Origin of the sequence: Vibrio parahaemolyticus, from assembly GCF_900460535.1 — a bacterium.
Lineage (GTDB): Bacteria > Pseudomonadota > Gammaproteobacteria > Enterobacterales > Vibrionaceae > Vibrio > Vibrio parahaemolyticus.
On sequence record NZ_UHIL01000001.1, the window covers coordinates 831,573 to 854,142 of the forward strand.

The following is a 22,570-nucleotide window of genomic DNA, read 5'->3' on the forward strand; positions in this document are numbered from 1 at the left end:
CTTCTCGTGAAGTAAACCCATTACCTTGCATACGGTGATATACATCAAGGCTAGCGGTTAGAAAATGTGAATACTGGAGCGAGTGAAACAGTAAGGTGAGAGATATGCAACAGAACAAATGTCCAGATTGCGAAGTAGAACTAGAATGGACTGGCCAATACCATTGTGGCCAATGTGAATCCGATTTCAAAAAAGTAGGTTTTTGTCCGGACTGTGGTGCTGAGTTAGAAAAGCTTCAGGCTTGTGGGGCTGCGAATTATTTCTGCAATACCTGTAATGAACTCAAATCTAAATCTCGTGTGCGATTTGAGTTTCAAAAAATCAGCTGATTAAGCTCATTTTAAAGTCGGCTAACTAACGGTAGAGTGAATCTCACCATTAGCCAAACGGGTGACTAAAAGGTCGCCCGTTTTTACATCATCTGCGCTTGTAACGACCTTACCTTGATCCGTTTGCGTGATGGAGTAACCACGCTTGAGTGTCGCTAGGGGACTGACGGTATCTAACTTCTCTGCCGCAATCGCTAACTGATGACGCATCGTCAGTAGTTTTCGATCCATTGCGTCTAATAGCTTGTGCTCAACACGTTCAAGTCTCGATTTTTGTTGTGTTAAGTGTTTAATAGGAGAGTTTAATTGCAGACGGTGGTGTTTACGCTCAACGGCTTGTTGACGTGTATCGATGAAGCGCTGCATAGCTCTACGCAAACGCATATCCAGCTCATCGAGTTGCTGTGACTGACGCTGCAACTGATAACTTGGATGTTGGCGTTCTAAGCGATGCAGAAGTTGCGCAGATTGCTGTTTTTGCTGTGCTAAGTAGTAGCGCATCGCACTAGCTAGTTTATGCTGTTTCGCTACAAGCGATTGATCTTTATGGCTGTTGTCACGGCTAACCAGTTCAGCGGCAGCTGATGGAGTAGGAGCTCGCACATCGGCAACAAAATCGGCAATCGTCATGTCGACTTCATGGCCCACAGCACTAATGATCGGGATTTGACTTGCAGCAATAGTGCGAGCAAGGATCTCATTGTTAAAGCACCATAAGTCTTCTAGAGAGCCGCCGCCACGACCAACAATCAATACATCACATTCATTTCGGCTATTAGCACGACCGATTGCTTGGGCAATTTGAATGGCTGCGTCATCACCTTGGACCATGGTCGGATAAATCACCACGGGTAGGGAAGGATCACGGCGTTTTAAAACGTCCAATATGTCGTAAAGCGCAGCACCTGTTTTAGAAGTGATGATACCAACACGCTTTGGATGCTCTGGTAGTGGCAGTTTGTTGGTTTGAGCGAACAAACCTTCCGCTGCCAACTTCATCTTAAGCTCTTCAAACTCTTGTTGCAGACGACCATCGCCTTCAGGCTGCATGCTTTCGATGATCAATTGGTAGTCACCACGTGGCTCATAAAGAGACAGACGGGCTTTAACTAAAACTTGATTGCCGTTTGCAGGTTTGAAAGTAACGCGACGATTGTTACCACGGAACATGGCACATTTTACTTGAGCACGAGAATCTTTAAGGGTGAGGTACCAGTGACCGGAAACAGGAGCAGAGAAGTTGGATATCTCTCCGACAAGCCAAACGATCCCCATTTCGTTTTCAAGGAGTAAACGAACTTCTGCGTTGAGACGAGAAACAGTGAAGATGTTCTGATTGGTCTTGGAGAGCACAGCTAATCTCTTAGACGTGAGTATGGAAATTAGCGGCAATATAATACATATCAAGGGGGTAATTGCAAGAAAAAAATTAAAAAACTTGTAGTCAAGCGATTGCGTTGAACGTATAATCCCTCCGCAATATCTAATCCAAATGTAACTTGTTACCTAAAACCAGTTACCCTCATTATGCGAAACGATGAGATTGGATTGTTCTTTTTACTCCTCTAATTGTGAGATATTGCAAATGCTAAGAATTGCCAAAGAAGCGCTGACATTCGATGACGTACTACTTGTGCCAGCACACTCCACCGTTCTCCCAAACACAGCTGATCTTCGCACTCAGTTGACGAAAAACATCAGTCTGAACATCCCTATGATTTCTGCGTCGATGGACACCGTGACGGAAGCCCGTCTAGCTATCGCTCTTGCGCAGGAAGGTGGCATTGGCTTTATCCACAAGAACATGTCTATTGAGCAGCAAGCGGCAGAAGTTCGTAAAGTTAAGAAGTTCGAAGCTGGTGTGGTAACAGACCCTGTGACTGTGAATCCTGATGCAACCATCGCCGATGTAGTCGCTCTGACTGAAAAGCACGGTTTTGCAGGTTTCCCTGTAGTAACAGAGCACAACGAGCTAGTGGGTATCATCACTGGTCGTGACGTACGCTTTGTGACTGACCTATCTAAGAAAGTGTCTGCGGTAATGACGCCTAAAGAGCGTCTAGCTTCTGTAAAAGAAGGTGCAACTCGTGAAGAAGTTCAAGAGAAAATGCATGAAGCACGCGTTGAAAAAGTACTGGTAGTGAACGATGAGTTCAAACTAACCGGTATGATCACGGCTAAAGACTTCCATAAAGCAGAACGTAAACCAAACGCATGTAAAGATGAGCGCGGTCGTCTACGTGTTGGCGCTGCTGTTGGTGCTGGTGCGGGTAACGAAGAACGTGTTGCTGCACTTGTAGAAGCGGGCGTTGACGTACTACTTATCGACTCTTCTCACGGTCATTCAGAAGGCGTTCTACAACGTATTCGTGACACTCGTGCTGCGTACCCAGATCTAGACATCATCGGCGGTAACGTCGCAACAGGTGCTGGCGCGAAAGCACTGATCGAAGCTGGCGTAAGCGCAGTGAAAGTCGGTATCGGCCCAGGTTCTATCTGTACGACTCGTATCGTAACGGGTGTTGGTGTTCCTCAAATCACAGCAATCGCTGACGCGGCTGAAGTGGCTAACGAATACGGCATCCCAGTGATTGCTGACGGCGGTATCCGTTTCTCTGGTGATATCTGTAAAGCAATCGTAGCAGGCGCATCATGTGTGATGGTTGGTTCTATGTTCGCAGGTACAGAAGAAGCGCCGGGTGAAGTGATTCTTTACAACGGCCGTTCTTACAAAGCTTACCGTGGTATGGGTTCTCTAGGCGCGATGTCTCAAGGTTCTTCTGACCGTTACTTCCAGTCTGACAACGCAGCAGACAAGCTTGTACCAGAAGGCATTGAAGGTCGTATCGCATACAAAGGCCGCCTAAAAGAGATCGTACACCAACAAATGGGTGGTCTACGTTCAAGCATGGGTCTTACGGGTTCTGCAACTATCGAAGACATGCGTACTAAAGCTGAATTTGTACGTATTTCTGGTGCGGGTATGCAAGAATCTCACGTACACGACGTTCAGATCACTAAGGAAGCGCCAAACTACCGTCTAGGTAACTAATAGCCTAACGTAAACGTTTGCTTTTTCCTTGAAGCATTAAGAAGAGGCGAGTACACTCGCCTCGGTTTTAATCACTTAGCCTTAAAAGACTGCTCAAAATGACTAAAAATATCCATGACCAACGTATTCTGATCTTGGACTTCGGTTCTCAGTACACTCAATTAGTTGCGCGTCGCGTACGCGAAATCGGCGTTTACTGTGAGCTATGGAGCTGGGACGTAGAAGAAGCGGATATTCGCGAATTCAACCCAGATGGCATCATCCTTTCTGGTGGCCCAGAAAGCGTTACAGAAGAAAACTCTCCTCGCGCTCCTCAATATGTATTTGACTCAGGTGTTCCTGTACTTGGCGTATGTTACGGCATGCAAACCATGGCAGAACAGCTAGGTGGGAAAGTAGCTGGCTCAAACGAGCGTGAATTTGGCTACGCACAAGTAAAAGTTTCTGGCGAATCTGCGATCTTCAAAGATCTTGAAGCGACTCAAGACGTTTGGATGAGCCACGGTGACAAAGTTGTAGAAATTCCAGCAGACTTCGTAAAAGTCGGTGAGACAGACACTTGTCCTTACGCGGCAATGGCGAACGAAGAGAAGAAATACTACGGCGTTCAGTTCCACCCAGAAGTAACACACACGAAAGGTGGCCTACAAATGCTAGAGAACTTCGTTCTTGGCGTGTGTGGCTGTGAGCGTCTATGGACCTCTGAATCTATCATCGAAGACGCTGTTGCTCGTATTAAAGAGCAAGTGGGTGACGATGAAGTTATTCTAGGTCTTTCTGGTGGTGTAGATTCATCCGTTGTTGCTATGCTGGTTCACCGTGCAATTGGTGACAAGCTTACATGTGTATTCGTGGATAACGGTCTGCTTCGTCTAAACGAAGGTCAGCAAGTAATGGATATGTTCGGCGATAAGTTCGGCCTAAACATCATCAAAGTTGACGCAGAAGAGCGTTTCCTTGAAGCGCTGAAAGGCAAGTCTGACCCAGAAGAAAAACGTAAGACTATCGGTCACGTGTTCGTAGACGTATTCGATGAAGAATCGAAGAAGCTGAAAAACGCAAAATGGCTTGCTCAGGGTACTATCTACCCAGACGTAATCGAGTCTGCTGCATCTAAAACTGGTAAAGCGCACGTGATCAAATCACACCACAACGTGGGCGGTCTACCTGACGATATGGAAATGGGTCTAGTTGAGCCACTACGTGAATTGTTCAAAGATGAAGTTCGTAAGATTGGTCTAGAGCTAGGTCTTCCATACAACATGCTTTACCGCCATCCATTCCCAGGTCCTGGTCTAGGTGTTCGCGTTCTTGGCGAGATCAAGAAAGAATACTGTGACTTGCTACGTCGTGCTGACGCTATCTTTATTGAAGAGCTTCACGCAGCAGACCTATACGACAAAGTATCTCAAGCGTTCACGGTATTCCTACCAGTTCGCTCTGTAGGCGTAATGGGCGACGGTCGTAAATACGATTGGGTGGTATCACTGCGTGCAGTTGAAACTATCGACTTTATGACAGCGCATTGGGCACACCTACCATACGACTTCCTAGGTAAGGTATCTAACCGTATTATCAACGAAGTTGAAGGTATTTCACGAGTTGTTTACGACATTTCTGGTAAGCCACCAGCGACAATCGAGTGGGAATAATTTCCCTCTAGACTGTTGAGTTTACAAGAACCAGCCTTCGGGCTGGTTTTTTTGTACTTCCAATTTGTGAAGAGGTGGATCAACTTTTTTATGAGAAATATATACACGCGCCTAAATTAAATATATATTCACTTTTATTGTTTAAATATTAAAAATGGTATTGCTATGGAACAGGCTGACGTTACCTCTCTCATTCCCATCCTTATTACTCTTTTCCTCGCGCTGACTACGAGAAATGTCGTAGTTGGTTTGTTCGCCGGTGTGGTCAGTGGCGTCGCCATGCTTGAAGGCACCTTTGTTGAAAAAGGACCACTAGACTCGTTTAGTGCGTTGATGAAAAGCTATCTACTGCCGCAACTTACGGATAGCTACAACGCTGGTGTGATTTTGTTGTTAGTATTTATTGGTGGTTTCGTCGCTTTAATGGAAAAGTCCGGCGGCGGTGTCGCCTTTGCTAAAAAGGTTACCCAATGGGTGGCGAGTAAATGCCAAGCTCAACTATCAGCATGGTTCGGTGGTGTCGTTATTTTCTTCTCAGACCTTGGTACACCACTGATTGTTGGCCCTGTTTTTCGCCCTTTATTTGATAAGTTAAAAGTATCACGCCAAAAATTAGCTTTCATTATCGATTCTACTTCCTCTCCCGTCGCAATCTTGATTCCTTTTATCGGGTGGGGCGTTTACATCATGGGATTGATTCAAAAAGAGTTTACTGCCCTGAATGTCAGTATGAGTGACTGGGATGCTTTCATTGGCGCGATCCCGTATCAGTTTTATGCCTTTCTTGCGATCGCGATTGTGCCGATTGTCTCTTTCTTCAAGTTGGACTTCGGCCCGATGGCGAAGGCTGAACAGTTAGCTGAACAAGGTTCAGACTTTGGCAAAGTTCAGGAATCGATGGATGTGTTTACGCATAAAAATGCAAAATCCAGTTTTGTCTGGGCGCCTTTGCTCGTTATGTTGGTGGTTCTATGCAGCATCCTGGTGCCACACGGTTTTCCATTTCAAAAAGTGGCAGGCTCAACGTTTAGGGCTGCACTCTCTTCGGCGTACTTCTTCGCGGCCTTCACTTTAATTGCGCTGATGGCGTTTTATGGCGTCAGAAAGCTTTCCGATGGTATCCAAGTGTACCTCAAAGGCATGTCAAACATGATGTCTGTCGCGGTTATCTTGGTATTGGCTTGGGCGCTTAGCTCTGTTGGGAAAGAATTAGGTGCAGCTGCATATATTGCTGAACAAGCTCAAGCCGGTTTCCCGTATTGGCTATTGCCAGCCGTTGCTTTTTTGCTTGCCGGTATTATCTCGTTTGCTACGGGATCTTCTTGGGGCACGTTCGCCATCATGATGCCATTAGTGATCCCAACGGCCGTTGCGATTGATGCTCCTTTGCTAGTTTGCATTGGTGCCGTGTTATCTGGCGGTTTATTTGGTGATCACTGTTCTCCAATCTCTGAGACCACGATTCTGTCGTCAACAGGAGCGGGGTGTGAACAGTATGAGCACTTCCGTACACAGTTGCCTTACGCGGTGTTGAATGGCTTGATTGCACTTGGGTGCTTTCTTTTGGCAGGCGTTGCTGCCTCACCTGTGATTGTACTTGCGGCGATTGTCGCTCAGTTAGCTATTTACTATGTGCTATCAAAACAGAAGCCAACCGAGCAACTTGAGTCTGTTTCAGCAGAGTAATAGAGATAGAAATATCATCAAACGGAGGCGTAGTCAGCCTCCGCTTTTCTTTTGAGTCAAGGTAACATTTTTCTTGTGACAAAATGTGTGCAAGGACTTATTTATTCATTTTGTCTCGCAGAATGAACTCACTTCGCTCGGCGTTTTTTATATATGATCCACTATATGTCTAGTTATTCCTTGTATATTGTATTGTTAAACCCGGAGACTAGACATGTTTGCACTCAAACATCTTCCTATTGCATTGAGTTGTGTCCTAGCGGCACAAGCGAATGCAAGTATGAATATCCAGCCTGATCCGCAAAATCCGAATGGTTATGTCATTGCTCGTGGTGACGTTCAAGCTATGGAGCAAAGCAAAACCTCTGACCCTATGTATGCCATTTGGTCACAAGCACTAGAGACGCGTCCTAACTCAGTCGTTGAAGCGATTGTTTCTGGAGCGGCAACCAACCCAGAAAACGTGAAGCGTGTAGAGCGTGTGTTCCCTGAAAGTGAGTGGGACTTCCTGACTCAAATGGCAGCACCAGAATACACTTACACGCGTTTCCTACGTGCGATTGGTAAATTCCCAGCATTCTGTGGTGAGTACACTGATGGCCGTGATTCGGATGCGATTTGTAAAAAATCGATCGTGACAGCCTTTGCTCACTTTGCGCAGGAAACTGGTGGTCATATTTCGATTGATAACGTATCGGATAATCCTTTTGGATTGGAAGAATGGCAGCAAGCTTTGGTTCACGTACGTGAAATGGGCTGGTCAGAAGGTCAAGAAGGTTACACGACAGGTTGTGGTCAGAATGACTGGCAAAACAAACGTTGGCCATGTGAACCGGGACAAGGTTACTTTGGACGTGGTGCTAAACAGCTTTCTTACCACTTTAACTATGGCGCGTTCTCTGAAGTGATGTTTGATGGTGATGCATCTGTATTGCTGAAAAATCCAGGTTTGGTTGCGGATTCGTGGCTGAACTTGGCATCGGCTATCTGGTTCTTCCTAACCCCACAAGCACCTAAACCAGCAATGCTACATGTAATTGACCGTACTTGGGTTCCTTCACAACGTGAACTTGATGCAGGCATTGGTTACGGCTTCGGTACCACTATCAACGTGATCAATGGTGGTATTGAGTGTGGTGAGCAAAACAAGGATAAAGGTCAGCCTGTTAACCGTATCCGTTACTGGGAAGGTTTGGCGGCACACTACCAAATTCCAATTGAAGCTGACGAGAAGAACACTTGTTGGCAGCAAACGCCTTACGGCAGTCTAAACCTAAATGGCGCAACTGACGTGCTTTACACTAACTGGGATGGTAACTGGAAATACTACTCAGATCGCCCTGGAGGCCATTCGTTTGAATGTGAGCTGGTTGGTTTCCAAACGGCTTACTCTGCGCTAGTTGCGGGTGATTACGAGAAGTGTGTAACTAACTTCTACCAATCTCATGCGGGTTGGCCTGAAGTTCGTGTGGTTGACAAGTTAGACCCTGTAGATCCGGTCGATCCGCCTGTAGGTGGCGTGGCAGCTTGGGATTCAGGCAAAGTCTACAACACTGGTGATCAAGTTTCTTACCAAGGTGCTGTTTACGAAGCGAAATGGTGGTCACAAGGTAATGAGCCAACGAAAGGAGACCCTTGGAAGTTGGTTTCAGGCACTCCTACGGAGCCGCCAACAACGGAACCTGAACCACCTGTGACTGAACCAGAACCGCCAGTCACAGAACCAGAGCCTCCGGTCACTGAGCCAGTGCCACCAGTAACAGGTAGCTTCATTCAGTGGGAGCCAGGCGTAACTCAAGTGGCTAACGGTGATAAAGTGACGTACCAAAACAAATGCTTTGTCGCAAAAAACGGCCCTGGAGTGTGGGAAAGCCCAACGCAGAGCAACTGGTTCTGGGATGAGATTTCCTGCCAATAAATAATTTAACTCTTTATAAAGGCTCTGCTTTTTAGCAGGGTCTTTTTTTATTTGTGCTGTTGCTTATTTGTGGAATCTAAGTTTTCAATAACGGCTTTTCTCTTTTTATTGGGTGTCCATTAAAATTCGCGCGCATTTTTTATCAACATTTTTGAAAAAAGGTATTTGTACATGTCGACAAAACTGGCTAACCCAGCACCGCTAGGTCTGATGGGTTTCGGTATGACCACTATTCTGCTGAACATTCATAACGCAGGATTTTTCCCACTTGACTCTATGATTCTAGCGATGGGCATCTTTTACGGTGGCCTTAGCCAAGTAATCGTTGGCATCATGTGCTTTAAACGCGGCGACACGTTCGGCACAACTGCGTTTACTTCTTACGGTCTATTTTGGCTAACATTGGTTGGTTTAATCGTAATGCCTCACATGGGTCTTCCTGCAAGCCCAGCAAGCTTTATGGGTTGGTACCTAGCACTTTGGGGTATCTTCACTGGTTTCATGTTCATTGGCTCTCTATGTTACCCAACAGCGAAGCAGGTGGTATTTGGTTCTCTAACTATCCTGTTCTTCTTGCTTGCTGCTCGTGATTTCACTGGTAGCGAAGTTATCGGTGCTATCGCTGGCTTCGAAGGTATCTTCTGTGGCGCAAGCGCAATTTACTTCGCAATGGCGCAAGTGCTAAACAACGAATTTGGTCGTGAAGTTCTACCTGTAGGTAAAGCAAAAATCGCTCGTAAAGTTGAAGCAGTCGCAGCTTAAGCGTTAAATCGAACTCATTGAAAAAGCGGGCCAATAGGTCCGCTTTTTTATTTCATTGAATTTTATGAATCTTTTGGGCTTTCAAGTAGGAATATTCCGAATAAGACATTGTTGTGACCAAGAGCGAATTTTTTCTTCGAGAATGCTCCATTATTAAACTCCCCTATATAAAGAGTTTACAACTGATGAAAAATTACCTCTTGAATGTTTTTACGCTCGCTGTCGCGGTGATTTCATTTCCTATTTTGGCGCAAAATAGTGACCCATTGCCTTCGTGGAACGACGGTCAAACCAAACAAGCAATTATCCAATTTGTCAGTGATGTTACTGACGCTAACTCTCCCAATTTTGTTGCTCCTCAAGATCGTATTGCCACTTTTGATAACGACGGAACGTTATGGTCAGAAAAGCCGATGTACTTCCAAATCTTGTTTGTGCTCGACCAAATTAAAGAGCAAGCGGCTAGCCACCCTGATTGGAAGACGACTAAACCATACTCACTGGTGTTAAGCGGGCAGATAGATAAGCTGAGCTTAGAAGATGTTCTAACTATGGTGCAAAAAACGCATTCAGGAATGAGCAGCGATGAGTTCACTTCTATTGTACAGGCTTGGATAAGTACGGCTAAGCACCCCGTAACGGGCCGCCCATACACCGACATGGTGTATCAACCAATGTTAGAACTGTTGGATTATCTTGATAGCAATGGCTTTAAAAACTTCATTGTGTCTGGTGGTGGCAATGCCTTTATGCGAGCTTGGGCGACGGATGTCTACAACATCCCATCCGAGCGTATCATTGGTACTCGTCTATCTACAGAGTTCGTTAATGTTGATGGTAGTTACCAAGTTAAGCGCGTACCGGGCATTGAAGTGAATAACGACAAAGCGGAAAAACCGCAGCAAATTTATCAGCACATTGGTAAGCGCCCAATAGCTTCGTTTGGCAACTCAGATGGTGACCTACAAATGCTGCAATGGACGACGTCAGGTACTGGTCCTCGTTTAGCAATGTACGTTCATCACACGGATGACCAACGTGAGTGGAAATATGACCGCACCTCTAGCATTGGTAAGCTAGATAAAGGATTGGATGAAGCGAAAGCGAAAGGTTGGTTAATCGCTGATATGAAAAACGATTGGAAGCAAGTGTATCCGACCAAGTAAGATTTCAAATCTGACTGATATAAAAAGGGGTTAACCACTGGTTAACCCCTTTGTTGTGTCCGAAGAACGGACCACTGCTTTTTCTTATTTTTAAGGAAAGAAACTTAGGTCGAAGGCTGTTCTACCGTGTCTGTTGCGGTAGTTTCAGTCGTTGGTGCTTGACCTGTTTTACGTTTGTATTTCTCTTCCCAGTAATCTGCCCCTTTGATACCTAGCGCAACTGGGTTGAACGTAAACTCTGTGACACCTTGCTTCTGTTGTTCTTCGTAGTCGGTTAGCGCTTTCAGAGCAGGCTTCGACATAAAGAAGATGATCAAGATACCTACGATGTTCAGCCAAGCCATCAAACCTACGCCAACATCACCCATCACCCATCGCCCATGCTAGGTTTGCGGTTTTTACTGTACCGTAAAACACGGCTGAGATAAGTACCAGTTTTAAGATAAACATCAGACCGTTCACTTTAAAGGTACGGCGAATGTAGGCAATGTTTGTTTCTGCAATGTAGTAGTAAGCCAAGATAGTGGTGAATGCGAAGAAGAACAGTGCAACAGCGATGAACGGTTTACCAACTCCAGGTAGAGCACTTTCAATCGCCATTTGCGTGAATACTGGACCATTGGCCCCAATATCGGCTGGTAGGTTTTGCACAAGGAATGCACCTTCAACCGCACCGTGTACGTTGTAAGCACCTGTGATAAGAATCATAAACGCAGTTGCCGAACATACTAGTAGTGTATCGATGTAGATTGAGAATGATTGAACCAGACCTTGCTGTGCAGGATGATCAACGCTTGCTGCCGCTGCTGCGTGAGGGCCGGTACCTTGGCCTGCTTCATTTGAGTAAACACCACGTTTAACACCCCAACCAATGGCAGCACCAACACCAGCCATAGGAGTGAACGCGTCTCCTAGGATCATGCCGATAATGCGTGGGATTTCACCGATGTTTAGAAGAATGATAACGAAAGCGGTGATGATGTACGCCAATGCCATGAATGGCACAACGATCTGAGTGAAGTTCGCAATACGCTTTACGCCACCAAAGATGATGAAGGCAAGAATGACACAGACAACCGTACCAGTGAAAATTTTAGCAAAACTGAAGGTACCAATAGCGGTTTCGATCATGTCACCAGAGCCAAATGCTGCTTCTACCGCGTTACCAATACTGTTGGATTGAACGCCAGGAAGTAGCACACCACACGCAAAGATGGTCGAGATAGCAAAGATCCATGCGTACCATTTTTGCCCCATTGCCTTTTCGATGTAGTAAGCAGGGCCGCCACGGAATTCACCTTCATCTTCTTCTTTGTAGATTTGAGCGAGAGTGGATTCTGCATATGCTGTTGCTGCGCCAAAGAAGGCAACAACCCACATCCAGAATACGGCGCCAGGGCCACCAAAGCCGATAGCCGCAGCAACACCGGCAATGTTACCTGTACCTACACGGCCAGATAGCGAAACGGCAAGCGCCTGAAATGATGAGATCCCCTTGGTTGAACTTTTGCCCGAAAGTAGCAAGCGCCACATCTCAAAGAAATGACGAATCTGCACAAAGCGTGTCATGATCGAATAGAACAAACCCGCCCCAAGACACAGGTAGATCAGTACTGGGCTCCAGATAATTCCATTCAGAAAATCAACTAATGACTGCATGAGTATTTTCCCTGTTAGTTGTGTTTGTGGTTATTTTTCAAACAACACATTACCCTTTTTGTAATGCAATTGTTAACTTTTTTGTCTATAAATCGTTTATAGCGTGATGGCGGGCACAGAATGGCTTGGTGTTGTTAAAATTTGGTTCTAGTTGATTATTGTGCGCAATTAGATGGGGAATTTATTGGTTTGATTAAATATGCAGCACGTTGTCATTTTAATGTGCTGCATATTCGATGAGTTAAAAATGCTAACTATTATGCAGTATGTGGAATAAAGGTCTGTTTGATTTTTGTGCGAGTATTTACGCGTAACGAAGTAAGTTGAGCTCTGAGTTCTCCATGATTTTGGCTTTTTCACCTGTCATGATATTGGCCAATAAGTGCCCTGAACCACATGCCATTGTCCACCCTAACGTCCCATGCCCAGTATTAGTAAAGAGGTTGTCGTATGGCGTTGCACCTATGATTGGTGTGCCATCTGGCGTCATTGGGCGAAATCCGGTCCAGAATTCTGCTTGGCTGAAATCACCGCAGCGAGGGAACAAATCGCGAACCACCATCTCAATCGTGTTTTTGCGCTTTTGTGGCAAGGATGGGTCGAAACCTGCAAGTTCAGCGGTGCCAGCCACTCGTATGCGGTCATCAAATCGAGTCATAGCGACTTTATAAGTCTCATCCATGACGGTAGAGCGCGGTGCGTATTCTTCATTTTCTATCGGTAGCGTCAGTGAATATCCTTTAACCGGATACACTGGAACATCAATATCGAGCTGCTTTAAAAGCGCAGTGGAAAAGCTACCAGAAGCAACGACAAATTGGTCTGCCTTAAACAAACCATGGTTCGTTTGGACACCTATGATCTTTTTGCCTACAGTAACCCAATTACTCACTTCGGTATTGAATTTAAACGTGACACCATGCGCTTTCGCAAGTTCTGTCAGCTGTTGGCAAAACTGAAAGCAGTCACCTGTTTCATCATCAGGCAAATACAACCCGCCTACGATTTTATCTTTGACCAGCGCTAAACCGGGTTCTTGTCGAAGGCACTGTTCAACGTCCATCAACTCAAATCGAGTACCACTTTGCTCAAGCAGCTTGAGGTCTTTTTCGATTGCGGTTAACTGTTGAGTTGTGCGGAACACTTGCAAGGTACCAAACTGGCGTCCTTGGTATTCAATCGCGTGCTCATTACGTAATTGTTCTAAGCAAGTTCGGCTGTGGTTGGCGATAGACAGCATGCGAGCTTTGTTGATTTGATAGCGAGGCAAGGTGCAGTTCGCAACCATCTTGCTTGCCCAACTGATCATGTCTGTGCTGAGCGACGGCTTTATTTTTAGTGGAGCGTGTTCTTCCATCAGCCATTTGATCGCCTTGAGCGGGATACCCGGAGCCGCCCATGGGGATGAGTAGCCATAAGAAATTTGCCCTGCATTGGCAAAGCTTGTTTCCATCGCGCTGCTTGGTTGGCGATCGATGACCGTGACTTGATAGCCTGCTTGAGATAAATACCAAGCAGAGGTTAAACCGATAACACCGCTGCCTAATACGATGACTTCCATTGAGGTACTCCACACATTTATCAGTAGCGGTTAGTTTCTTTTCTTTACCTTTTATTAACAATCGATATAAATTACATACAGCGTTTAGAAAAACTATAGGCTTAGTGATGAGAAGTAACGTGATAAGTGGTTTATGGTTGTTTAACCAAGTGGCGGCACATGCCAGTTTTACGGGCGCTGCTAAGCAACTACACCTTACGACAGGAGCTGTAAGCCAACAAATAATCCACTTAGAAGAGTCGTTAGGTTTTACTCTTTTTGAACGCCACTCTCGAGGGATCCGCCTCACCGAAAAGGGAATACAACTGCAACAAGCCACGCAGTTGCATTTCTCTGAGTTAAGCAAGTTGCTTGATGATCTGAGAGTAGAAAAGCATATCAATGAGGTTCGCTTGAAGCTCACTCCCTCATTCGCCTTTAAGTGGCTAGTGCCTAAACTCGAAAGCTTTCAACTAGAGAACCCAGAAATACAAGTGCAGATCTTTGCGGAAGGAGCGCTAGTCAACAGCGATTTGAAAGACTATGACGTCGCCATTGACTACGCTCTTCACCCTTATCGAGACCATGATGCCGAGTTGATTCTCGATGAACAATTGCTGCCAGTGATGAGCCCTAAATACCTTGAGGATCATCGGTGGCTAAAAACTCCTTTTGGTGATCAAACATCGTCGATGTCTGCGAATCAATGGCAAGCGGCTACGTTGTTGCACGACGCGATGCCGTGGGAAAAAGCGACACGTGACTATGAGTGGTTGTATTGGGCTTCGGCAATGGGATTGGATTTTAAAACCGATGTCGGTCACTTTTTCAATCGAACAGACATGGCGATGTCTGCGGCGGAAGCTGGAGTCGGGATCGCGATGGCACGCATGGCGTTGATTGAGGATGAATTGACGACGAAACGTTTGGTTTCTCCATTCGCCCCCATTCCTGCCAATGCTGGGTATTACTTGATCATGAATACAAGATGCCAGTCAACTGAGCGGTTTAGAGAGTGGCTTTTGAAGCAGATTGAGTCACGACGATGATTTAAGTGTTTAAGAAATAATAAAAATAAATTTCTTAATTACATATTATCTTGAGCCACTTCCCACAAATTATCTTCACTTTATTAACTTCTCTCTCTTACTCATCTTTTTCCATATCATCCTAGAAAATAACTAATGGATAGAGAAAGGCTATGGCTAAAAAAAACTCGCTTATATTGGTCCTAGCTCTATTTTCGGTAGGAGCAAGTGCAATGTTTTGGCCGTTTAAAAAATACGATGTGGAAATGTCACCAGAAGTACGTGGTGTTATTAAGCTTGATGGTAAACCACAAGTTGGGCTAACGGTTCATCGAGAACTTTTTTATGAAGGATATAAAAAAGGAAAAACGCTAAAGGATGAAGCCCAAACCAATGAACTAGGTGAGTTTTTCTTTCCTGGCGTTATTGTTCGGTCACGAGCTCCCGGAGACATATTTGGCGGGAGTTTGAAGGTGTATCAATATGTCTGCGTTGATTGCGAGTCTGAAAAGAAAGAAGTCTGGGGGGCGTGGGTGCCAACAGAAGGCGCAGACTCATTGAGATGGATGCTGATGAATATTGACTGTGAGTTATCGAACAACAAGCAAATCCACGAAGTTGATATTTCACCAGAAAGCACAAGGCGAACTCCTGTTCATTCTGTATGTGATTGGAATAGCGAGAGAATAAATACATACGAATATGACGAAACTACTGATACCCACGTATTGAAAAAATAAAGAGTAAGGAAAAACAACTAATGAGCACTATTTCTCCATTTATGGCGAGTGAACTATGTAATATTGCATACGAAGTGAAGCATAATCTTGAACGTGTGAAACTGCCAGCTGTTGTTGATAATCACTTTGGTTTTTCGAAAGTAGCGGTAGGTACAAGTGGTGGTTTTTTCTTTCGTCCTGAAACAGGGTTTGCTCTGCTAGGAAAGGGAAAAAGTGAGCGTTATAAAAATGACCTTGTCTTAGCTTTTAGAGGTACAGCAGGATTAGCTGATGGGATTACCGACTTAACGTGTAGCGGGAAAGGAACAGATACCGGAGAGACCGTCCATTCGGGATTCCAAACTACGTTCTATTCTATGAGAAAAGGTTTAACTCGTTTTCTTCGTGATAATCCGGTAACCGCTAACGGTACTATACATTGTGTTGGACACAGTTTAGGTGGTGCATTAGCGACTCTGGTTGCTAATTGGATTTCTGCTTCTCCAGAGTTTAAAGGCAGAGTTAACTTATATACTTTTGGCTCACCAAGAGTCGGAATGAAATCTTTTTCGATCAACTCATCATCTCGAATATCGACGCACTTCCGTTGTGTCAATGGTGCGGACCCCGTAACAAAAGCGCCAGTATGGCCTTTTTATCATGTGCCTTATGATGGTTCGGAGTACATATTGAATCGTGCTCAAGGTCTTTTTCCTAGCGCACATTTTATGGCGGAGTACAGTTCTTATACACAGACTGCAACCTGGGATAGCCTTGGCTTTCAAAAGGCAAGCTCCACTTTTAAACGCGTCGTTTTAAACTATGAGAATCGACTTCAAGCCACACCTTCTGCTGATTGGGCAGATAAGATCTCGGCAGCGCTCCTTACGTTGTTAGTTGATGGTGGGGCTGCGGCGTCAGTCTTTGCCCTGCAAAATGTAGGTTCTGCTATTGCTACTATATATGACGCGATTGCTCGTTCAATCGTCAAAATTTCAGAACTCTCTAGCGAATTTTCTGAACGCGTAAAAGGTTTACTTGGCCACATGTTGGTATTTGCGGGGAAAGGTGCAAATATCGCGATCAAATTTACTTATTCCTTTATTCGTTGGGTGTTTGAATTGGTGCTAAGTAAGTTGAATCAGGCTGTTAAAGCCGCCCTCAAAACGACCTTCTGATTTTGATTAATCCTCTTTTGCTTAGGTGTGGTTTATTCTTAAATACGAAAAGTTTCCTACTTGGTTAGTGAAGCTAGTGGCGAGCAAATAGATAAAGTGCTTGGTGAGTCAGATAGAAAACACCGCCTTGATAGCGGCGGTGTTTTATTTTGGATTACTGTCGTTGATAAACCGATTGACCTCTGCTGATGGTTTCTTCCACGTTTAGGTCTTTTAGCGCCTTAGGTTCAATCTTCATCGGGTTGTTATCGAGGATGATTAAATCCGCATTCTTACCCACTTCGATAGAACCCTTATACGACTCCTCAAAGTGTTGGTAAGCTGGCCAAATGGTCATGGCTTGCAGAGCGGTGTACGTGTCAACGCGCTGATCTGCACCCAGTACTTTATCAGTTCTGGTGGTGCGATTGACGGTCGCATCCAATACTCGGAATGAACTTGGCAGCGCAACAGGTGCGTCATGGTGAGTACTGAACTTTAACCCTGCCTTTCTCACCGCTTGAGTTGGTGAAATGAAATCGGCACGAGGATGGCCGAGCACCGAGTCCACATGCCAATCACCCCAATAAAAAGTATGCATTGGGAATAGAGAAGGGAAGATGCCTTGCGCAGCTAAGCGATCCACTTGGTCTTGGCGCATGGTTTGGCCGTGAATGAGTACAGGTCGGCGGTCTTGTTTTCCTAGCTTTTCATTTGCTTTGGTCACTGCATTGATAAATTGCTCGATCGCAGCGTCACCATTGGCATGCGTCAGCACTTGCCATTCATTTTTAAAGGCCGTTTCTACGTAATCGTAAGCTTGTTGATCTTCAAAGGTTGGGTAGCCAGCGTAGTCTTTATCTTGTCCATGTGGCGGGTGGAAGTAAGGCTGACTTAGCCATGCCGTTTTACCTTGTGGAGAGCCATCAAAGTTCAGCTTTACGCCACCGATGCGGAAATGGTTTGTGTACTCTGGCGTGTTGTATTCCGAGTCCATAAAATCACTGCTCGATACCATATCGGCGTAAGCAACCAAGTCGATCATCAGCTTGTCGTTTTTCGACGCGCGTTTCATCGCTTCATAACCTTCTGATGTCGCTCGTCCTTCTTGAGCTGTGGTATAGCCATATTTCGCGTACATACCTTGTGAGGCTTCTAACATGCGATCTTGAAGTTCTGAATCAATCAACTTATTGAGGTTGAACAGCATTGCAAAGTGCGCGTTTTCTTCTAGGACACCATTTGGCTCTTGGCTGTTTTCCATTCGGCGGATAATGCCACCTTTTGGATCTTCCGATTCTGATGTGATGCCTGCTAGCTCTAAGGCTTTACTGTTTGCGACACTCAAATGCCCCGAAGTGTGAATGATCAATACAGGCTTATCTGTGCTGACTTTATCGAGATCCGCTTTGGTAGGGTAGTAATCCAGTTGGGCGTCGTCGTAACCAAAACCTAAAATCCACCCCGTTTTCTCAATGAATAGGCGTTGCGTATTATTGTTCTCGGCATTTTTCAGAGTTTCTATGATTTTCGCAACGGTATCGGCTTCGCCATCAGGAGATGGCAGCACGTTTGCGACCATGGCTTGCAGACCAACACCATACACATGACTGTGCGGATCAACAAAGCCAGGCAACATAGTTTTGCCTTTTAAGTCGACCAACTGTGTTTTACCGAACTTGTGTTCCATCGCTCCATCTTTGCTGCCGACATAAATGATTTTCTCGCCTAATGTCGCGACGGCTTCGGCGTACTCTGGCTTATCGCCAGCCATGGTTAGGATGTCGCCACCATAATAAATTTTGTCTGCGGCGGTTACTTTGAGTGGCTCGGCGACGGCTTCTACTTCTTTCGCTTCTTCAGAAAAACACCCCGTTAAAGCAAGCCCAGATAGGGCAATGGGGATCCAGTTTTTGTTCATCGGTCATCTCCATACAGAGTAAGTTTTTTGCCTATTGCTCCCATCTCAATGAGTTTGAGAACTCAATAGGTCACATTCACTTTAGTTCATATTGAAGGAGGATTATCAACAAGATTAAAGACTTTCAATCAAGCGCAAGTTATACCTATCGATGAATATCAAAAATGTTACCTTTTCCCATTTCATAAACGTTTCTGGACTTGGGCAATGTGACCCATAACGAGGTTCTGAGGTTAAAAAGTCGGCATGATAAGATAAGTCCACGATTTATCTCGATGACGCTCAAGGAAGAACATGAAAGACGAAACGCTATCCATCCATTTTGGTTACGAAACTGACCCTACCACTAAATCTGTCGCGACGCCGATTTATCAAACGGTCGCGTACGAGTTTGATAACGCGCAGCACGGCGCTGATCTGTTTAACTTGGAAGTGCCGGGTAATATCTACACTCGCATCATGAATCCGACTAACGATGTTCTGGAAAAACGCATGGCGGCGTTAGAAGGCGGCATTGCTGGATTGGTTGTGAGTGCGGGGAGTGCAGCGATTAACTATGCGATTCTGACCTTAGCGCAAGCAGGCGATAACATCGTTTCTACGCCGCAACTTTATGGCGGTACTTACACCTTGTTTGCGCACATGCTGCCAAATCAAGGTATTCAAGTGAAGTTTGCCAAAGATGACAAGCCAGAAAGTTTGGCCGAGTTAATTGATGAAAATACCAAAGCGGTGTACTGCGAGAGCATTGGTAACCCTGCGGGTAATATCATTGATTTAGAACGTGTGGCGGAGCTTGCTCACGCACAAGGCGTGCCTGTGATTGTGGATAACACCGTCGCGACGCCAGTGCTGTGCAAACCCATCGAGTTCGGTGCGGATATCGTAGTTCACTCTCTCACTAAATACGTTGGTGGGCATGGCACCACATTGGGTGGCGTGATTGTGGATTCCGGTAAATTCCCTTGGGCGCAGCACAAAGGCCGCTTTCCCGTTTTCAACCAACCAGAACCTTCTTACCACGGCGTGGTGTATACCGAAGCGTTTGGTGAGGCAGCATTTATCGGGCGCGCGCGTACCGTACCATTGCGTAATACCGGTTCGGCATTATCACCGATGAATGCATTTATGCTTATGCAAGGGCTAGAAACGTTACCGCTGCGTATGGAACGCCATACTGAGAATGCACTCAAAGTGGCTGAATTCTTGGAACAGCATGACAAAGTCAGTTGGGTGAGTTATGCCGGCTTGCCGAGTTCAGCACACTTCAACCTCGCTGAAAAATACATGAAAGGTAAGCCTTCTGCGATTTTGTCGTTTGGTTTAAAAGACGGTTATGAAGCAGGTGTGCGCTTTTATGACGCTCTGAAAATCTTTAAGCGTTTGGTGAACATTGGCGATGCAAAATCATTGGCTTGTCATCCAGCATCGACGACTCATCGTCAGTTGAGCGAAGCAGAACAAAAACAAGCTGGTGTGTCACCAGAGATGATTCGTTTATCTGTAGGTATTGAGCATATTGACGATATCCTAGCCGATTTAGAACAGGCACTAAACGCGTAAAACGATTCTTTTTTAGCTTTTGGTTACCCATAGGCCAGCCTTTAAAAAAGCTGGCCAGTTTTTGTTTTATTGTTTAAATATCAAAGGTTTTAGTGTTTTTGGGTTGTGGTATTCCAAAAGCTCATGGTGGGTGAAATTTATTCCCTTGTCGCATTTGGGGTTGTTCCTGATGATGTGTGCAAATCTTACACATTGGAAGGGACTCAAATGTCTTACGTATTTCACCGTCATTGCCATGCCACGCTGCCAATCATCGATAAAGGTGAAGGTGTTTATCTATTCGATAAACAAGGAAAACAGTACCTCGATGCTTGTGGCGGCGCTGCGGTATCAAACCTTGGCCACAGTCATCAAGCCGTTAAAAAAGCCATGTTGGAACAGCTCGAGCGAGTGTCGTTTGCTCATACTGGATTTTTTACTAGTGACAGCAGTGAGCGACTAGCGGAATTGATTTGTCAGCATATGCCTGAGCAGTTCAACCATGTGTATTTAGTCAGTGGCGGATCAGAAGCGGTGGAGTCGGCACTAAAAATGGCGCGGCAGTATTTTGTGGAATCAGGTAAGCCAGAGAAGAAGCAATTCATTGCGCGTCAGCAAAGTTATCACGGCAATACGTTGGGAGCTCTGGCGGTCGGTGGTAATGAATGGCGACGTGAACCGTTCAAACCTATCTTGCATCCGAGTCATCACATTGCCCCTTGCTATGCTTATCGTTATCAGCAGAGTCATGAGTCGGAATTGGATTACTCATTGCGAGCGGCGAATGAACTAGAGGCAAAAATTCTTGAGTTGGGGGCTGAGAATGTAATGGCTTTTGTCGCCGAGCCTATTGTGGGAGCCACCGCTGGAGCTGTGCCTGCGACTCAAGGTTACTTCAAACGTATTCGCGAAATATGCGACCAATACGATGTGTTATTGATCTTGGATGAAGTCATGTGTGGCGTTGGGCGAAGTGGCAGTTTTTTTGCGTTTGAGCAAGAAGAGGCAGAGCCCGATCTGGTTTGTATGGCTAAAGGGCTTGGTGCGGGTTATCAACCTATTGGCGCGGTGGTTGCTAATGATCGAGTCTATCAAGCTATTGCTGATGGAAGCGGTTTTTTCCAACACGGTCATACCTTTATGGCGCACCCTATGGCGTGCGCTGCCGCCGTGGCAACAATTGAAACCATCTTCCAAGATGACTTATTAACGGCGGTGAATCGGCAAAGTGCTTTGCTGCGTAATGAGCTTACTTCTGCATTGGCCCATTTACCGTACATTGGCGACATTCGTGGTAAAGGCTTGTTTTTTGGCATTGAGCTGGTGGCGGATAAAGAAAGCAAGTCGCCTCTGAGTAAAGCCACATTGGCAGACAAACGCATCAAACAGCGAGCAATGGAAAATGGCTTAATGTGCTACCCAATGGGCGGAACGATTGATGGCGTTAATGGGTACCATATTTTGCTCGCACCGCCATTCATTATTCAGTCTCATCATATTGATGAACTAGTCGGCAAACTCTCACTGACGTTAAAAGAGGTGGCGGAGACATGGAAGTAGCAAACCAATATTTGCGAGAACCTATCGCCATTATCGTGGCTCCAAACGGCGCAAGAAAAACCAAGCATGATCACGCCAACTTACCCATGACAACGGACGAACTGGTTGCAGAGGCTATCGCTTGTCAAACAGCAGGGGCTGCCATGATCCATTTGCATGCTAGAGACGCCAAGGGACGTCATTCATTAGACATCGACGACAACATGGAAATTTACCATGCCGTGAAAGAAGCGGTGGGAGAAACCATGATGGTTCAGCTCACCACAGAGGCAGTGGGTTTATATTCTCCGCCACAACAGCGGGCGTTAGTCAAAGCTGTGAAACCTGAAGCTGCTTCTTTCGCATTGAGGGAGTTAATCCCCGATCGCGCAAGTGAGAAAGAAGGGCATGCCTTTTTCCATTGGTTGGCAGAGAACAGCATCGTGAGCCAAATTATTCTCTACGATGCAACCGACATTGAACGTTATTTCCAACTACGCGATGCGGGCGTGTTACCTAAAACGTATCAGCATGCCTTAGTGGTGTTAGGGCGTTATCACCAAGCTCAACAGTCTTCGCCATGGGATTTACGAGGTTTGAATTTGGCGCGTTTTGTCGAGGAAGAAATTCGATGTGCCATTTGTGCTTTTGGCGCGCGAGAGCAAGACTGTTTAGCGAGTGCGATGTTACTTGGATTCGATGTGAGAGTTGGGTTTGAGAATAACCACTTCGATGTGGCAGGCGAATTAGCAATCAGTAACGCGGATCAGGTGGAGGCTCTACGCGATGTGGCGCATCGCTTCGCGATTCCTTTACACAGTGCGCAAAGTTTGCGTTCAGTTTTAAAGTGAATCTGTTTGAAGCAAGGAAAATAAAGAAGAACGGAAAGCAAAAAGGCTC

Annotated in this window: 16 protein-coding genes and 1 pseudogene; 13 read left to right on the forward strand and 4 right to left on the reverse strand. The window is 45.6% G+C overall.

Translation table 11 applies throughout. The annotated features are described in order from the left end of the window. Positions 1 to 104: 104 nt before the first annotated feature. Complete coding sequence (locus DYB02_RS04260; RefSeq protein WP_005460239.1) at positions 105 to 329, forward strand: zinc ribbon domain-containing protein; 225 nt, start codon at positions 105 to 107, stop codon at positions 327 to 329. A gap of 21 nt (positions 330 to 350) precedes the next feature. On the opposite strand, the gene xseA is transcribed toward DYB02_RS04260, so the two are convergent. After that, positions 351 to 1,682, reverse strand: coding sequence for an exodeoxyribonuclease VII large subunit (gene xseA / locus DYB02_RS04265; protein ID WP_029805997.1), 1,332 nt, complete (start codon positions 1,680 to 1,682; stop codon positions 351 to 353). Between the two features lie 232 nt (positions 1,683 to 1,914). Between xseA and guaB the strand changes: the two genes are divergently transcribed. The 6 genes from guaB (at position 1,915) to DYB02_RS04295 (ending at position 10,565) form a co-directional block, all read left to right on the forward strand. Continuing rightward, positions 1,915 to 3,381, forward strand: coding sequence for an IMP dehydrogenase (gene guaB / locus DYB02_RS04270; protein WP_005460229.1), 1,467 nt, complete (start codon positions 1,915 to 1,917; stop codon positions 3,379 to 3,381). Positions 3,382 to 3,479: 98 nt separating this feature from the next. After that, complete coding sequence (gene guaA, locus DYB02_RS04275) at positions 3,480 to 5,033, forward strand: glutamine-hydrolyzing GMP synthase (RefSeq protein ID WP_005460250.1); 1,554 nt, start codon at positions 3,480 to 3,482, stop codon at positions 5,031 to 5,033. 165 nt (positions 5,034 to 5,198) lie between these two features. Continuing rightward, entirely contained in the window at positions 5,199 to 6,719 is a 1,521-nt protein-coding gene (locus tag DYB02_RS04280) for a Na+/H+ antiporter NhaC family protein (RefSeq protein ID WP_029806455.1), read from the forward strand. A gap of 214 nt (positions 6,720 to 6,933) precedes the next feature. After that, complete coding sequence (locus tag DYB02_RS04285; protein WP_029845832.1) at positions 6,934 to 8,637, forward strand: chitinase; 1,704 nt, start codon at positions 6,934 to 6,936, stop codon at positions 8,635 to 8,637. A 171-nt stretch (positions 8,638 to 8,808) separates the two neighbouring features. Next, positions 8,809 to 9,399 carry an acetate uptake transporter gene (locus DYB02_RS04290; protein WP_005460258.1) on the forward strand — a complete coding sequence of 197 codons (591 nt, stop codon included), beginning with the start codon at positions 8,809 to 8,811 and terminating at the stop codon, positions 9,397 to 9,399. A 185-nt stretch (positions 9,400 to 9,584) separates the two neighbouring features. Beyond that, positions 9,585 to 10,565 carry an HAD family hydrolase gene (locus DYB02_RS04295; RefSeq protein WP_024703694.1) on the forward strand — a complete coding sequence of 327 codons (981 nt, stop codon included), beginning with the start codon at positions 9,585 to 9,587 and terminating at the stop codon, positions 10,563 to 10,565. A gap of 104 nt (positions 10,566 to 10,669) precedes the next feature. On the opposite strand, the pseudogene DYB02_RS04300 reads toward DYB02_RS04295, so the two are convergent. After that, positions 10,670 to 12,224, reverse strand: a pseudogene (locus DYB02_RS04300) (alanine/glycine:cation symporter family protein). Between the two features lie 304 nt (positions 12,225 to 12,528). Continuing rightward, complete coding sequence (locus DYB02_RS04305) at positions 12,529 to 13,785, reverse strand: D-amino acid dehydrogenase (RefSeq protein ID WP_029805102.1); 1,257 nt, start codon at positions 13,783 to 13,785, stop codon at positions 12,529 to 12,531. 107 nt (positions 13,786 to 13,892) lie between these two features. On the opposite strand from DYB02_RS04305, the gene DYB02_RS04310 reads away from it, so the two are divergent. From DYB02_RS04310 to DYB02_RS04320, 3 genes are all read left to right on the forward strand, one after another. Next, on the forward strand, positions 13,893 to 14,813 hold the full coding sequence (locus tag DYB02_RS04310) for a LysR family transcriptional regulator (protein WP_029805099.1): 921 nt from the start codon (positions 13,893 to 13,895) through the stop codon (positions 14,811 to 14,813). A 152-nt stretch (positions 14,814 to 14,965) separates the two neighbouring features. Next, positions 14,966 to 15,532: a DUF6795 domain-containing protein gene (locus tag DYB02_RS04315; RefSeq protein ID WP_041955808.1), complete on the forward strand. Its 567-nt coding sequence runs from the start codon at positions 14,966 to 14,968 to the stop codon at positions 15,530 to 15,532. Positions 15,533 to 15,552: 20 nt separating this feature from the next. Further along, on the forward strand, positions 15,553 to 16,689 hold the full coding sequence (locus DYB02_RS04320; protein ID WP_005464246.1) for a lipase family protein: 1,137 nt from the start codon (positions 15,553 to 15,555) through the stop codon (positions 16,687 to 16,689). Positions 16,690 to 16,843: 154 nt separating this feature from the next. Here DYB02_RS04320 and DYB02_RS04330 read toward each other — a convergent pair whose 3' ends face one another. Further along, positions 16,844 to 18,589: an amidohydrolase gene (locus DYB02_RS04330; RefSeq protein ID WP_020904175.1), complete on the reverse strand. Its 1,746-nt coding sequence runs from the start codon at positions 18,587 to 18,589 to the stop codon at positions 16,844 to 16,846. A 294-nt stretch (positions 18,590 to 18,883) separates the two neighbouring features. On the opposite strand from DYB02_RS04330, the gene DYB02_RS04340 reads away from it, so the two are divergent. The 3 genes from DYB02_RS04340 (at position 18,884) to DYB02_RS04350 (ending at position 22,521) form a co-directional block, all read left to right on the forward strand. Next, on the forward strand, positions 18,884 to 20,152 hold the full coding sequence (locus DYB02_RS04340) for an O-acetylhomoserine aminocarboxypropyltransferase/cysteine synthase family protein (RefSeq protein WP_005496305.1): 1,269 nt from the start codon (positions 18,884 to 18,886) through the stop codon (positions 20,150 to 20,152). Positions 20,153 to 20,359: 207 nt separating this feature from the next. Further along, the gene (locus tag DYB02_RS04345; RefSeq protein ID WP_041955841.1) at positions 20,360 to 21,691 is read left to right on the forward strand and encodes an aspartate aminotransferase family protein; all 1,332 of its coding nucleotides are present in this window, start codon (positions 20,360 to 20,362) and stop codon (positions 21,689 to 21,691) included. Further along, entirely contained in the window at positions 21,682 to 22,521 is an 840-nt protein-coding gene (locus DYB02_RS04350; protein WP_029805093.1) for a beta-keto acid cleavage family enzyme, read from the forward strand. The genes DYB02_RS04345 and DYB02_RS04350 overlap by 10 nt, the downstream gene beginning before the upstream one ends. Positions 22,522 to 22,570: the final 49 nt, after the last annotated feature.

Excerpts from the sequence above, each read along its gene's own strand:
- DYB02_RS04345 (WP_041955841.1), top strand. The coding sequence starts at position 20,360 with ATGTCTTACGTATTTCACCGTCATTGCCATGCCACGCTGCCAATCATC.
- DYB02_RS04350 (WP_029805093.1), top strand. The coding sequence starts at position 21,682 with ATGGAAGTAGCAAACCAATATTTGCGAGAACCTATCGCCATTATCGTG.
- guaA (WP_005460250.1), top strand. The coding sequence starts at position 3,480 with ATGACTAAAAATATCCATGACCAACGTATTCTGATCTTGGACTTCGGT.
- DYB02_RS04320 (WP_005464246.1), top strand. The coding sequence starts at position 15,553 with ATGAGCACTATTTCTCCATTTATGGCGAGTGAACTATGTAATATTGCA.
- DYB02_RS04305 (WP_029805102.1), bottom strand. The coding sequence starts at position 13,785 with ATGGAAGTCATCGTATTAGGCAGCGGTGTTATCGGTTTAACCTCTGCT.
- DYB02_RS04260 (WP_005460239.1), top strand. The coding sequence starts at position 105 with ATGCAACAGAACAAATGTCCAGATTGCGAAGTAGAACTAGAATGGACT.
- DYB02_RS04340 (WP_005496305.1), top strand. The coding sequence starts at position 18,884 with ATGAAAGACGAAACGCTATCCATCCATTTTGGTTACGAAACTGACCCT.
- DYB02_RS04330 (WP_020904175.1), bottom strand. The coding sequence starts at position 18,589 with ATGAACAAAAACTGGATCCCCATTGCCCTATCTGGGCTTGCTTTAACG.
- DYB02_RS04310 (WP_029805099.1), top strand. The coding sequence starts at position 13,893 with ATGAGAAGTAACGTGATAAGTGGTTTATGGTTGTTTAACCAAGTGGCG.
- DYB02_RS04280 (WP_029806455.1), top strand. The coding sequence starts at position 5,199 with ATGGAACAGGCTGACGTTACCTCTCTCATTCCCATCCTTATTACTCTT.
- DYB02_RS04290 (WP_005460258.1), top strand. The coding sequence starts at position 8,809 with ATGTCGACAAAACTGGCTAACCCAGCACCGCTAGGTCTGATGGGTTTC.
- DYB02_RS04285 (WP_029845832.1), top strand. The coding sequence starts at position 6,934 with ATGTTTGCACTCAAACATCTTCCTATTGCATTGAGTTGTGTCCTAGCG.
- DYB02_RS04295 (WP_024703694.1), top strand. The coding sequence starts at position 9,585 with ATGAAAAATTACCTCTTGAATGTTTTTACGCTCGCTGTCGCGGTGATT.
- guaB (WP_005460229.1), top strand. The coding sequence starts at position 1,915 with ATGCTAAGAATTGCCAAAGAAGCGCTGACATTCGATGACGTACTACTT.
- DYB02_RS04315 (WP_041955808.1), top strand. The coding sequence starts at position 14,966 with ATGGCTAAAAAAAACTCGCTTATATTGGTCCTAGCTCTATTTTCGGTA.